Source organism: Mucilaginibacter sp. OK268, assembly GCF_900103125.1.
In the GTDB taxonomy this organism is placed as follows: Bacteria; Bacteroidota; Bacteroidia; order Sphingobacteriales; family Sphingobacteriaceae; genus Mucilaginibacter.
The window spans coordinates 665,636-679,428 of record NZ_FNJV01000002.1 but is presented as its reverse complement, the minus strand read 5'-3'; the positions used below and the strand labels follow the sequence as shown (position 1 = coordinate 679,428).

8 protein-coding genes are annotated in these 13,793 nt (G+C 40.1%); 1 reads left to right on the top strand and 7 read right to left on the bottom strand.

What is annotated here, in order from left to right:
* Nucleotides 1-180: 180 nt before the first annotated feature.
* The 4 genes from BLR84_RS08610 to lpdA form a co-directional block, all read right to left on the bottom strand.
* Nucleotides 181-1,386 (bottom strand): DUF4932 domain-containing protein, encoded by a 1,206-nt coding sequence (locus tag BLR84_RS08610; RefSeq protein WP_090466906.1) that lies wholly within the window; start codon nt 1,384-1,386, stop codon nt 181-183.
* Nucleotides 1,387-1,532: 146 nt separating this feature from the next.
* Nucleotides 1,533-2,393, bottom strand: coding sequence for a sigma-70 family RNA polymerase sigma factor (locus BLR84_RS08605; protein WP_090466905.1), 861 nt, complete (start codon nt 2,391-2,393; stop codon nt 1,533-1,535).
* A gap of 238 nt (nt 2,394-2,631) precedes the next feature.
* Nucleotides 2,632-3,471: an MBL fold metallo-hydrolase gene (locus tag BLR84_RS08600; RefSeq protein ID WP_090466899.1), complete on the bottom strand. Its 840-nt coding sequence runs from the start codon at nt 3,469-3,471 to the stop codon at nt 2,632-2,634.
* A gap of 235 nt (nt 3,472-3,706) precedes the next feature.
* Nucleotides 3,707-5,098 (bottom strand): dihydrolipoyl dehydrogenase, encoded by a 1,392-nt coding sequence (gene lpdA / locus BLR84_RS08595; protein ID WP_090466897.1) that lies wholly within the window; start codon nt 5,096-5,098, stop codon nt 3,707-3,709.
* Nucleotides 5,099-5,462: 364 nt separating this feature from the next.
* Between lpdA and BLR84_RS08590 the strand changes: the two genes are divergently transcribed.
* Nucleotides 5,463-8,840 (top strand): TonB-dependent receptor, encoded by a 3,378-nt coding sequence (locus BLR84_RS08590; RefSeq protein ID WP_090466895.1) that lies wholly within the window; start codon nt 5,463-5,465, stop codon nt 8,838-8,840.
* A gap of 641 nt (nt 8,841-9,481) precedes the next feature.
* Here BLR84_RS08590 and BLR84_RS08585 read toward each other — a convergent pair.
* From BLR84_RS08585 to BLR84_RS08575, 3 genes are all read right to left on the bottom strand, one after another.
* Nucleotides 9,482-11,056 (bottom strand): hypothetical protein, encoded by a 1,575-nt coding sequence (locus tag BLR84_RS08585; protein WP_090466894.1) that lies wholly within the window; start codon nt 11,054-11,056, stop codon nt 9,482-9,484.
* 405 nt (nt 11,057-11,461) lie between these two features.
* Entirely contained in the window at nt 11,462-12,151 is a 690-nt protein-coding gene (locus tag BLR84_RS08580) for a sterol desaturase family protein (protein ID WP_090466892.1), read from the bottom strand.
* A gap of 163 nt (nt 12,152-12,314) precedes the next feature.
* Nucleotides 12,315-13,493 carry an AIR synthase related protein gene (locus tag BLR84_RS08575; protein ID WP_090466890.1) on the bottom strand — a complete coding sequence of 393 codons (1,179 nt, stop codon included), beginning with the start codon at nt 13,491-13,493 and terminating at the stop codon, nt 12,315-12,317.
* Nucleotides 13,494-13,793: the final 300 nt, after the last annotated feature.

Genomic DNA, 13,793 nt, shown 5'->3' with positions numbered 1-13,793 from the left:
CCAACATAACGGAATATCGGTAATTATATTCGATTAAAGGAATAAAATTATCGGAAGAAATCTAATCAAACAGATTAATCCGTCGACTATTGTTGTCGCCATCGTCAATCCGTATTTTATTAACATTTAAAGAAGACTGGTCATACTTGATCTCTCCTCTCAGGATTCCGACTGCCATTTTCAATTGAATTTTTTAACCTGCTCATTAATTATGGCTGGCGTTAATGAGTGAAAATAAGAAATAAGCTGTGGCAGATAGCTTTCAAAAGTGGGGTAATGTTTCCGGTTAAGTTCATAATCCCTGATCTTGGTTTCAAGTAATGGAATTAGAACGCATTTTTCGCCGTAAATGTGCAGTTTGCGTAAACGTTCAGCTTCCTTCAAATCTTTCATGGATACTGCCGTGCGGATTTCGCCTAACCGTACCAGGTGTTCTATCACGCATACATACCAGTTATTAATATAATGAGGGGCGAGTATTTGTTTAAGCGCAGGGGTAAATAATGCAGAGTCTTTTTGAAGTTGAGCTGCATATTTTTCAATAACAGGATTTACAAAAGAGTGGCCAATTTCATGTTTGGTTAAAAAATGAGTAACCGCGGGGTTGTCAAAGCCGAAATGTTTATAAGATGATAAGCCGGGTTCTGGTGGCAACATTTGGTCTGAGCTCATGATCATGGCGGGAATAGTACCATCAGGAGATATAATGTTAGGGCCAAATCCCCGGTAATTGTCTTCACCTTTGGTAATTGGCATTGCAGGTGCTAAATAGATGCGATATTGTGAGAATCTTTTACCGTACCATCTTTCCAACGCGGGAAAAGAGGGGACATCGATATCTTTCTCTACTTCTTTTAATGCACCTTGATAAAATGGAGCGTTGTCTTTAATAAATTCGCCTACTTTGGCTAAATGATAAAAACTATTTAAGCTGTCGGTAAGTTCAGCAAATAAACCCGCTGTTTCAGGATGGGCAGAATCATTTGGGAGGCCTTTAAACAAATGCCCCCTGGATGGGAATTCTTTTTCATTTAACAAATAATTCATAATAGGGCCATTATCATGATAAGTGTTCTTTATTTGTTTAAGCAGTTCTGCGATTCTTAATATGGCCGGAGTATTTACATAGCGATTAAAATGCAGAAAGCCATAATGAACAATGGGTTGGTGTGTATAGTCTCCTCCTTTTTGATCAAACACATAATCGTTGATATGCTCAACAGCAAGTTTTTCGGCAAAAAAATAGGTTTCGAGATTGGTACTGACTATAACAGAAACTTTTGGTGATAACTGGTCTTTATATTGAGCAAAGGAACATGGCGCGTAAAAAAAGAAGATAAGGAAAAGGACGTTTTTCGTGCCACGTATTTTGTTTAATGAAGCCATAAGGATCCTGTTTAAGATAAGTGAGTTTGAGTATTATCCATGACGCAATTAAACCTACAATGGTTGCACCGATTATATTATATATGAAAACAAAAAAAGCCACCAGGATTACCGGTGGCTTTTAAATATGGTTGTGGGTTTATAGATTAACCCAGGTATGATTTCAATATTTTGCTTCTGGAGGTGTGGCGTAAACGTTGTAGTGCCTTGTCCTTAATTTGGCGTACACGCTCACGGGTGAGATTAAATTTCTCACCAATCTCCTCTAATGAAAGCGGATGATTGGTTCCTAAACCAAAGAACAATACGATAATCTCACGTTCACGCTCTGTTAAGGTTGAAAGCGACCGTTTGATCTCTTCAGATAACGATTCATTGATCAGGATGGAGTCGGTATTGGGCTCTTGATTTTCCAGTACGTCAAGCAGTGTGTTTTCTTCGCCTTGTACAAATGGCGCATCCATAGATACATGACGACCGGAGTTGCTCAGCGTGTCAGAGATCTTGTCGACAGTAGTTTCCAGGATATCGGCCAACTCTTCTGGTGAAGGTTCACGCTCATATTCCTGCTCCAGTTTGGAGAACGCTTTACTGATCTTGCTTAATGAGCCAACCTGGTTCAATGGTAAACGCACAATACGTGATTGCTCGGCAATAGCCTGCAAAATCGACTGACGGATCCACCATACCGCGTAGGAGATGAACTTAAAGCCTTTGGTCTCGTCAAAACGTTTGGCAGCCTTAATTAAACCCAGGTTACCCTCGTTAATCAAATCGCCCAGCGTTAAACCCTGATTTTGATATTGTTTAGCAACAGACACCACAAAGCGTAAATTGGTTTTGGTTAACCGTTCCAAAGCCGCCTGGTCGCCCTCGCGTATTTTTTGAGCTAATATTACTTCTTCTTCGGCAGTTATCAGATCAACTTTACCAATCTCGTGAAGATATTTGTCTAGCGATTGTGACTCGCGATTGGTAATGGATTGCGTTATTTTGAGTTGTCTCATTTATTTAATAAACCTTCGGTACTTTCTATTTAGTACAGAACGTGCAAAGTTATAAAATTGTTCTAAAAAAATATAATTGCAAGTTGTATTTTGAAAAAAAACGCACTACAAATTGCTTTTATAAATGATTGATTATGAGTGTTTAACTATTGCAATGTTAACAAATTGTTCGTTTTTGCATTATTAATTGTTTAAACCGGCAAGCGGTATGGTTTTTGTGGTATTCTTGAAACACTTATTAAATTTCATCCAATTTAAAGGCTTCTTTCAGCCTCGGGCCTCTCTCTGTTTGTTGTAGTGTACAACATTCATTAACAGGATCGTGTTCAAAATACAAAATATAATCCTGTTCTACGGCTTCGTTTAAAAATAGTTTCTTTTCGCCCAGGGTTTTAAGCGGAAACATGTCATAAGCCATCACATAGGGGAGTGGCAGGTGCCCCACAGATGGCAGAAGATCTGCCATATAAAGTATCTTTTTGTCTTTATAACTAATTAATGGCAGCATCATGGCGTCGGTATGGCCGTAAACAAAGCGTAAGTGAAAATTTTCTGTGAATTTTACTCCATCCGTACTGTCAATAAATTTTAACTGTCCGCTTTGTTGTATAGGTAGTATGTTCTCTTTAAGGAACGATGCTTTTTCGCGTTCGTTGGGGTTTACGGCCCAATCCCAGTGTTGCGGGTTGCTCCAGTAAATGGCGTTTTTAAAAGCGGAGAGCAGATTTTCGCCATCGCGTATAACCGCGCCACCAACGTGGTCAAAATGCAGATGTGTTAAAAATACATCGGTAATATCGTCCCGGTGAAAACCAAGGGCTGCCAGCGAACTGTCAAGTGTAGCATTACCATGAAGGTAATAATGGCTAAAGAATTTTTCGTCCTGTTTATTGCCGATGCCCGTATCGATCAGGATCAGTCGTTTACCATCCTCTACCAGCAGGCAGCGCATAGCCCAGGTACAAAGATTGTTATCATCTGCAGGATTGGTCTTGTTCCAGATGGTTTTGGGCACCACGCCAAACATAGCGCCGCCATCTAATTTAAAAAAACCGGTATCTATTGTGTGGAGTTTCATGTTTTAGTTCATGGTTGATGGTTCATAGATCATGGTAGTCGGTAGGGGAGCCATATATCATCAAAAGCTAAAATAACACAATCTTTTTAAGTTGGTGGGTGATAGATCATGTTTTGTGAGCAGATAAAAAGAAAATCGCCACAAATTAAATGCTATACATTCATTTTGTGGCGATTAAGAATATAACAGATCAGGTTTTAGCTATGAACCATTAACCATGATCTATGAACTAAAATTACAAGTGTATACATTCACCGTAAGCTTCGGCAGCGGCCTCCATCACGGCTTCGCTCATGGTTGGGTGCGGGTGTACCGATTTGATGATCTCATGACCGGTAGCTTCCAGTTTGCGGGCGGTAACTACTTCGGCAATCATTTCGGTAACGTTATAGCCCAGCATGTGCGCGCCCAGGAACTCGCCGTATTTGGCATCGAATATCAGTTTTACAAAACCATCTTTAGCTCCGGCAGCGCTGGCTTTGCCCGATGCCGAGAACGGGAATTTACCAACTTTAATTTCATATCCGGCTTCTTTAGCTGCTTTTTCGGTGTAACCAACAGAGGCTATTTCCGGTGAGCAATAAGTACAGCCCGGGATGTTGTTATAATTTAAAGGCTCTGGGTTATGACCTGCTATTTTCTCAACGCAGATGATGCCCTCGGCAGAAGCAACGTGTGCCAGTGCCTGACCTTTAACGATATCGCCAATAGCAAACACGCCTTCAACATTGGTACGGTAAAAATCATCAACTAATACCTTGCCTTTATCGGTTTTTACACCGGTTTCTTCCAAACCTATGCCTTCAATGTTGGTAGAGATACCTACAGCTGATAATACAACCTCGGCTTCCAGTACTTCAACACCGGCAGCAGTTTTTACATTTACTTTGCAAAGCTCGCCGCTGCTGTCAACAGACTCCACATTGGCGCTGGTCATAATGGTGATACCTTGTTTTTTCAAGATGCGGTTCAGGCCTTTTGAAACTTCTTCGTCTTCTAAAGGAACGATGTTATCTAAGTACTCCACCACAGTAACTTTAGTACCGATAGAGTTATAGAAATAAGCAAACTCGATACCGATAGCGCCAGAACCTACAACCACAATTGATTTTGGTTGTTTGGGTAATGACATGGCCTCGCGGTAACCAATTACTTTTTTGCCATCCTGTTTCAGGTTAGGCAATTCGCGTGAACGGCCGCCTGTGGCTAATATGATATTTTTAGCGGTGATCTGTTTGGTTGAGCCATCAGTGGCTTTTACTTCAACAACACCTTTTGATTTTAACTTTCCAAAACCAAGCACTACGTCAATCTTGTTTTTCTTCATTAAAAACTGAACGCCTTTGCTCATGCCGTCGGCTACCCCGCGGCTGCGTTTAATAACCGATTCAAAATTAACCTCACCGTTACCGTTTACGTTGATACCATAATCGGCAGCATGGTTGATGTATTCAAACACCTGGGCACTTTTTAATAGGGCTTTAGTAGGGATACAACCCCAGTTAAGACATATGCCGCCTAATGATTCTTTTTCAATGATGGCAGTTTTTAAACCGAGTTGGGAAGCGCGGATTGCTGCTACATAACCACCCGGGCCTGATCCTATAACAATTAAATCGTAGTCCATATTTTTAATGATGATATAATTTAAATTTTCGCTTTGTACGGATTAAAGCTAAACCGTGTTGTACACACAGGCGTTAATTTTAATGGCCCAAAGCTAAGTAAAAGGGCTGAAAAGCAAAAATGGAATAAGGCCCCTCGCTGGCATGGCGTTATTATTTACAATCAAATGCCATTTATGAGGTTAAGTGCAAGGATTATTATAAATATTATATAATATCTATCAATTTACTTGTAATTAGTGTTATGTATGAATAAAAATGTTGAAAAATATATAATAATTGTTAACATAAAATTAACATTGACAATCAGGCTATTACTTATCTTTGCGGCTAATCAACTTAAAAGTATAATTAAAAAAGCAATTTATGAGGAAGCCTTTACTTCTTTTATTATTATTGGCCGGTTTTATGTTCCTTAACAGGAACGCCTTTGCACAGGGTGTTACAACAGCCAGTGTAAACGGTATCATTACCGATGCTAAGGGTGCAATTCCGGGTGCCACTGTAACCATCACCCACGTGCCAACCGGTACTGTATATGCTACAGTAAGCCGCGCGGATGGCCGTTACAACATTCCAAACTTAAGGGTAGGTGGTCCGTACACCTTTAAAGTAAGTTTTGTTGGATACAAAAATTTTGTTCAGGACGGTATCACCCTTTCTATTGGTCAGGATCAAAAGATCAATACCAAACTGGAAGATAATTTAACTGCTTTAAGTGAAGTAGTGATTACCGGTTCACAAGGTAAAGTGATCAATTCATCACGTACTGGTGCCCGCGAAACTATCAGTCGCCAGCAAATTGAAAACTTGCCTACTATTTCCCGTTCACTACAGGATTTTACCAAATTAACTCCATCAGCAAACGGTTTAGCCTTTGGTGGTCGTAGCAGTAACTTTAATAACATTACTGTTGACGGTGCTTTGTTCAATAACTCTTTTGGTTTATCAGGTACTTTGGGTGGCCAGGCCAGCTCACAGCCTATCTCATTAGATGCGATCGATCAGATCCAGGTTGATATTGCCCCTTATGACGTACGTCAGGGTAACTTTACCGGCGCCGGCGTTAACACGGTAGTAAAATCAGGTACCAACCAGGTAAAAGGTACAGCTTACTATTATGGCCGTGGTGTAAGATTAACTGGCTACCATGCAGGTACAACTAATCTTCCTATCACCCCATTTAATTACCATACTGATGGTGTTGCTGTTGGTGGCCCGATCATCAAAAATAAATTATTCTTATTCGTATCAGGCGAGCAGGAAAGAGTTAGCCAGCCACCAGCAACCGCTTATGTTGCAGGTCGTCCGGGTTCAAGCGGTGCAAACGTTTCAAACGTACAGGCCAGTACTTTAGATGCTCTTAAAACTAAGTTGGCAAGCTATGGTTATGATCCCGGAGCTTATGAAAATTATGTTTACAGAACTTCAAGCAACAAGTTAACTGCTAAATTAGACTGGAACATTGACAAGAATAATACCTTAAGCGCTAAGTATTTTTACTTAAAATCATTTAAAGATCAACCGGCCAGTAACTCAGGTATCGGTAATGGTTCATTCCTTGATCCAACAGATCCGACAGGGAAAAAATCCATCCCGGTAGGTTATGGCACAACCCGTACGCCAGGAACTAACACGTTACCTTTCTATGGCTCAGGTTATACCATCAATAACAATTTTAACATTGGTATTGTGGAGTTAAATAGCCGCATCAGCAATTCCATGTCAAACAAACTGACTGTTGGATATTCAGCATTAAGGGATTTTCGTAATTTCTTAGGTAACAGTTCATTGCCAATGGTTGATATCGGTAACGGTACATCAGATGATCAGGGCAATATTACCTCTCCGGCCTCTGCAACTATGACCAGTTTCGGTTCCGAGCTTTATACTGCCGGCAACTTATTAAGTACCAACATCTGGCAGTTTGCTGATGACTTTACCATCTACTCTGGTAAACATGAGTTCACTTTAGGTACCAGCAACCAGATCCAAAGCTATACCAATGGTTTTGCTCCTGATTACAACGGTTTATATACCTATAACTCAGCTTCTGACTTTTTGAATGACAGGCCAGCTAATGGTTATACCTTACGCTATTCAGCCGTAGGCAGCGGGTTCCCGTATGCTAAGATCAAGGCATCTATTTATAGCGTATATGTACAGGATAAATATCATGTTACTGATAACTTTAGGTTAACCTATGGTTTACGTGCTGATTATAATGTATTCCCAACTTCATTAGCTCCTAATGCTAATGCTGCAGCCCTTACCTTCCAGGGTGGTACACATGTTGACGTTTCTAAATTACCAAAAAACAGGGTACAACTTTCACCTCGTGTAGGTTTTAACTGGGATGTAAATGGCGACGGCTCTACCCAGGTGCGTGGTGGTTCGGGTTTATTTACCGGCCCGGTACCATTTGTGTGGATATCTAACCAGGCTTCAAACAACGGTTTATTATTCGGAGCTTATACCATCAACTCCGATCCTAAAAAAGCAGCGGCAGATCAGGATCCTCGTTTGAAATTCAATCCAAACCCAAATGCTAACCGTCCGGCTGCTGGAGCGGCCAGTACAGCTTATGAGTTAGATGTTGCTGATCCAAACCTGAAATATCCAAAGATCTGGAGAACAAACTTAGCCGTTGACCAGAAATTACCTGGCGGTATTATCGGTACTATCGAAGGTGCTTACACCAAAGATATCCGTGCTATCTATCACCAAAATTTAGTATTGTCTGATGGTTTTTCTACGCTTCCAGGTGTTGAAGGTCAAATTCAATATGATTCTAAAAATACTACACCATCAGCTGCTAATGCAACCGCTACAAATCCATCAATCAGTGGTTTATATTATATGAAAAACACCAATAAAGGTTTTTCATACTTTGTTACCGGTCAGTTACAGAAAAGCTTTACCAACGGTTTTGCTGCCAGTGTAGCTTATACTTACACCAAATCAAAAGATGTTAATGATGGCGGTTCAACAGCGGCTACCATCTGGAGCACCCGTTACGTTGCCGGTAATCCAAATGCAGATAACCTGTCAAACAGTTCATATGTACAGCCAAACCGTATCATAGCGACCGTATCATACCGTAAAGAGTATGCTAAAAACTTCGCTACTACAGTAGGTTTAGTATTCGAAGCATCAAACAACGGCGCTCAATCATACATTACTGCCAATGACCCTAACGGCGATGGTGCCACCAACGATTTGATGTACATTCCTAAAAATCAAAGCGATCTTATCCTGGTTGCAGCCCCTAAGGCAGCAAACGGAACTGTAGATACACGTACACCTGCCCAGATCTGGACTCAGTTAAACAACTTTATTAACCAGGATTCATATTTGAGCCAGCACAGAGGTCAGTTTGCTCAAAGAAACGGTGCTATATTGCCTACTTATAAAAGACTTGACTTACACTTTGCACAAGACTTTTTTGTAAAAGCAGGTAAAACCAAAAACACCATTGAAGTTACTTTTGATGTAATTAACTTCACTAACCTGTTAAACCGTAACTGGGGTAATTACCAGGTATCTGCAATAAGTAGCAATAACTTTGGAGCAGCAACTGTGTTAAGGTATATGGGTAAAGATGCTACTACAGGTAAAGCAACTTATTCATTCCCTTATCTTGATGCTAATAATCAGATACCAGTTACTAACTCATACAAAACAGATATCAGCCAGTTCTCACGTTTCCAGGCTCAGATCGGTGTTAGATATATATTTAACTAATCCGTTTCTTTCCTAAACAGAGACAATAAAAAGAAAAGCCCGGCCAATTTGGCCGGGCTTTTCTTTTTATAAGAATATTGTCTTTTCCAGTTGGAGGAGTTTCTTTACTGAAACGGATAAAAATGGAGTAATATTGAAAATGATTGAGATTGTTGTTCCACTGGTATTTGCTCCTTTTTTGTTTAAGAGTCAATAGCTATTAAATTCTTTGATTTCACTGCTTAACTCTTATGTATTTGTATTAAGAAAAGCTTAAGCCTAGTTGGTAGGATAGGAAAGTAATCTGTAAGGGGGGGGATTTTGGAATATTGATAGATATCACTATATACATTGGTTCTTATAGGTAGGTGATTTTTGGCATGTAGGAGTAGTCTTAGTTGTGGCTAAACATCTATAGGCTTACCCGGTTCAAGGACATTTGCTATAAAGAATAGCTTCTGAATATTGATGCTTAAAGGTTTCTGAGGATATTAGTTTTCTAAACCAACAATTATTTGAGCACTAGTAGTCGAAAATTTAGAGGTGTCAGAAAGAAAAATAAGATGGTATGCATAGTTTTAGATATACATGAAATGTAATTAAAAAAACAAACGAGACTGTAGCGTTACAGTCTCGTTTGTTTTTTTTAATCGCGCTGTTTTTTATTGCGGTAATTGTTCAGAAGGCCAAAAGGTTTTAACCAGTGTAGCTTTTGGCCCACCATTGTTCGGAACTACATCAAAAGATACCCTTACAGCAAGAGGTGGTGTGTATGGATAGCCACCTTCATTTGAATCTAATTGGGTGTAGTATCCAAAAAATGCAGGTCTGCTGGCGGTAGGATTATGGAAAATCGCGTAATTAAGGTTACCAGCACTTTCTCCTCCTGTTTGATTGGAGTTAATAAGCCCGGGGGCGGTTCCTGCGCCGGTCGCCGGCCCGATAGCAATAAGATCGGTATTTATATTTTGAATAGTAGCGCCTGTTGGTGAGTTGTTTATTATTGCCGGATTCCAAACAAATTTTACGCTGTTCGCGTCAAAAAAGCAAGTTACATTATACCCGGCATCGGTTTGACGTGAGCCATCGCGAGGGTCCTCAACGTCATAAGAGAAATAATTTGCGCTTGTTTGAATTATCGGTTTACTGGTTAGGTTAAATACACCTAATATTGCATCATATTTTGGAGTATTGCCATTTGCTGTTTGGCTATTTGATTGTCCTGGCAAAATAAGTTTAAGATCTTCTATAGCTCCATTATTTACGAAGCTCCCGGTTAGTTTGATACTTGTATTAATGGTTAGGTTTAATGGTTGAGTTGCACTGCCACCACCTAAAATGCCACTTAGGAATCCTTTAACAATACCTCCAAGGCCGCTATTAACAGCGTCGTCATATGTATGAACGTCTTTCCTTGGATTAATGAGATTGGCATATTTTATACTCCCAAAAAATGTAGTTACACCCCCGGCTAAAAGTGATCCAAAATTGATGCCCCCACCTGATGATGTACCGGGCGTTGATTGGATAGTACCACTTTGATTGCCATTTATAGTTACATCGGTAATGTTTGTCCATTTTGAACTAAGCTCTAACCCTAAAGTGGGGAATGCATTTTCAGGTTTTCCTACATTGGGATCATATGCCATTTCATATTGAAAGGCTAACCAGGTGCCACCTGCCGAAGCAACCTGTTGATTTAATATTTGTTGAAACTTGGGTAAATTTGTGGTTGGATCGATTATTTCCTGTGTATTAAAATTTAACATAGACGACGTTGCGCCACTGCCATAGATGTTAAGCCCATGAGTGATATTTGTAGTTGCAATGGAACTTGCAGGTTGCCAAACATAAAATCTTAATACGCCCCTGTAAATATTATATAGCGAAAAAAAATAGGTATAATTAGGGTCGTTTAAAACTATATCCGGCGAAAATGTATTATGTACCAACACCCATCCATCAGATTTTTTGTAATCACTTACAATTCCCGGATCTATGGCTGTACTCCCGGAATTCCATGGTAATTGTAACGGGTTTGTATTGGCTGATGGTTTATAAGGTAAGTAAGTAGCTGTTTCCCAGTTGAAATCATAAGGGGGAATAGCAGCGTGTGTAATTTGCTTGTTCGTTGGGGAGCTAAGGTTGTTTGTTTTAACGAGGTCCTTTTTGCAACTAACAGCTAGTGTTACAAAAAAGAGGAAAAATAATTTTAATAAAGGTTTAAGTGTTTTCATATGATTTTTTCTTTTTAATAAAGAAAATAATAAATTACATGAAATACAATAACTGGATATTAATAAATTATTAAATATATGTATGGCAATTTATTAATATTTACTTTTTCGAATACCTGCCTATGTATTATAAGTATTCAAACACCCCAAACTCCGATGTTACGGTTACTTTTTTGGCATCAGCTTTTTCAACGCGACCGATGATCTGGGCATCGACGCCAAAGCTTTTCGCAACTTTTTTCTAAAAACCCGCTCTTAACATCGATCAGAAACGACATATCTATATAAGAGGGATTAGTTTCCTAATAATCCATTGCAAAATATCTATAATAAAAAACCGCCTCATATGTACTTATGAGACGGCCTCTTTTGTTTTTATCCTTTATCCTTGTTCCCAAAATCTTCTCATCCTTTATACGTACCAAAAATCTTATCCCAGATATTGGTATAAAAACCAAAGTTGTGATTGATATTTAAATGGTGCTGATGATGAAAAGATGATGTGCCTAAATATTTAAAGGGTACTATTCTGCGGATGCCTGTTGGGATAGGTTCTATGCCCAAGTGCCCCATGATGCCAAAAAATACATTAACCACCAGGTAAATAAAAACAGCGTAAATGTTAAAGCTGAATAATAAGATCATCATGAGCCATAATGAACCAAAGCCTATTGTTTCGAGCGGATGTAATACAAACAGATCAATAGGGATAGGATCGGCATAGTGATGATGGAACTGGTGGATAGCTTTATACAGCACAGAACGGTGTATGGCGTAATGAAACAGGAACATGGCCAGGTCCATCAGCATAAAAAGCGCTACAAAATCAAAAACGATGCGCCAGGATGGGTTATAACTGAACAAGATATAGCCATGTTGCCAAAGCCAGAAACCGGCAAACGTTATAGCAGTATTAATGAAATTGGTTAAAATGCAAATGAATATCTCGTTGCGTGATGCGGCTTTGATAGGCTTGTGATTTAATTTAAGCACAAGCCAGCCAAATAATAAGGCCAGTATGGTAACCAGCAGATTCTCGGCCAAAAATATCATCCAAAGGTTAAAGGTTGATTGTGCCGATAGGAACCTGAGCATAGGCGGGGGGATATGTATGTGGTATAGGAGTCAAGAACCAAGAGTCAAGATACGAGAAAAAGCAACAATAACCGGTTTCTTTAAAACGCAACTATTGAAACATGGTTTTTATATGCGACTAATTTTTCTGTCTTGATTCTTGAATCTAACCTCTTGATTCTTATTAGTACTCAAATACCCCGAATTCTGATGTTACGGTTACTTTTTTGGTATCAGCTTTTTCAACGCGACCGATGATCTGGGCATCGACGCCAAAACTTTGCGATATGCTGATCAGTTCGGCGGCTATCTCCTGGGGTACATAAAGCTCCATACGGTGACCCATATTGAAAACCTTATACATTTCCTGCCAGCTGGTTTTTGATTCTTCCTGGATGAGCTTAAACAGCGGAGGAACCGGGAAAAGGTTATCCTTAATGATATGCAGGTTATCAATAAAATGCAGCACTTTGGTTTGCGCGCCGCCGCTGCAATGTACCATCCCGTGTACTTGGCCACGGTAAGCATCCAGTATTTTTTTGATGATAGGGGCGTAGGTACGGGTAGCGCTAAGCACCAGTTTGCCTGCAGTTACTGATTGATTGTTGCCTATATCAATTTTATCAGTCAGGTTTTTACTGCCACTGAAAATCAGCTCATAAGGAATGGCCGCGTCATAGCTTTCGGGATATTTATCGGCTATGGTTTTATTAAATACATCATGACGGGCAGAGGTTAGTCCGTTGGAGCCCATGCCACCGTTATATTCTTTTTCGTAATTGGCCTGACCGTAGCTGGCTAAGCCTACGATAACATCGCCCGGCTGGATGCGATGATTGGATATCACATCCTCTCGTTTCATGCGACAGGTAACGGTAGAGTCGACAATGATGGTGCGTACCAAATCGCCTACGTCGGCAGTTTCACCACCAGTGGAGTAAATGCCGATGCCGGCATCACGCAGCTCACTTAATATTTCTTCGGTGCCGTTAATAATGGCGGCGATCACTTCGCCCGGTATCAGGTTTTTGTTACGACCAATGGTTGACGAAAGCAGGATATTATCTGTAGCGCCTACGCACAGCAGGTCGTCCAGGTTCATGATAATGGCATCTTGTGCAATGCCGCGCCATACAGATATGTCGCCGGTTTCTTTCCAGTAAGTATAGGCTAGGGATGATTTGGTACCTGCACCATCGGCATGCATAATATTGCAGTACGCGTCGTCGCCGGTTAATATATCAGGTACAATTTTACAGAAGGCTTGTGGGAAAATACCTTTATCGATATTTTTTATTGCATTGTGTACATCATCCTTGGAGGCAGATACGCCACGTTGATCATAACGTTGAGAAGAAACCATGGCGCAAAACTAATGAATTTGACACTAATTGTCACGAATTTGTGCGAATTACACGAATTTAAAGAGGTACTAATTGGTACGAGTTAGTGAGCTTGAATCCTATTATTACAAGAGCGTCATTGCGAGGAGGAACGACGCGGCAATCCCCGATAGGCACGGCGTCTCTGTAAGTAGGGGATTATTAATGTTGTTAATTGTCTTTCAAAGGTATTAATGAGCTCCCTTTGGTCGGTTGTCCACGCTTCGCAATGACGCGTGGAAAAGGATCTTAAAAAGAAAGGAATAGGCCATGGCCTATTC

Coding starts and splice junctions, on each gene's coding strand:
- BLR84_RS08585 (WP_090466894.1), bottom strand. CDS start 11,056: ATGAAAACACTTAAACCTTTATTAAAATTATTTTTCCTCTTTTTTGTA.
- BLR84_RS08580 (WP_090466892.1), bottom strand. CDS start 12,151: ATGCTCAGGTTCCTATCGGCACAATCAACCTTTAACCTTTGGATGATA.
- BLR84_RS08600 (WP_090466899.1), bottom strand. CDS start 3,471: ATGAAACTCCACACAATAGATACCGGTTTTTTTAAATTAGATGGCGGC.
- BLR84_RS08575 (WP_090466890.1), bottom strand. CDS start 13,493: ATGGTTTCTTCTCAACGTTATGATCAACGTGGCGTATCTGCCTCCAAG.
- lpdA (WP_090466897.1), bottom strand. CDS start 5,098: ATGGACTACGATTTAATTGTTATAGGATCAGGCCCGGGTGGTTATGTA.
- BLR84_RS08610 (WP_090466906.1), bottom strand. CDS start 1,386: ATGGCTTCATTAAACAAAATACGTGGCACGAAAAACGTCCTTTTCCTT.
- BLR84_RS08590 (WP_090466895.1), top strand. CDS start 5,463: ATGAGGAAGCCTTTACTTCTTTTATTATTATTGGCCGGTTTTATGTTC.
- BLR84_RS08605 (WP_090466905.1), bottom strand. CDS start 2,393: ATGAGACAACTCAAAATAACGCAATCCATTACCAATCGCGAGTCACAA.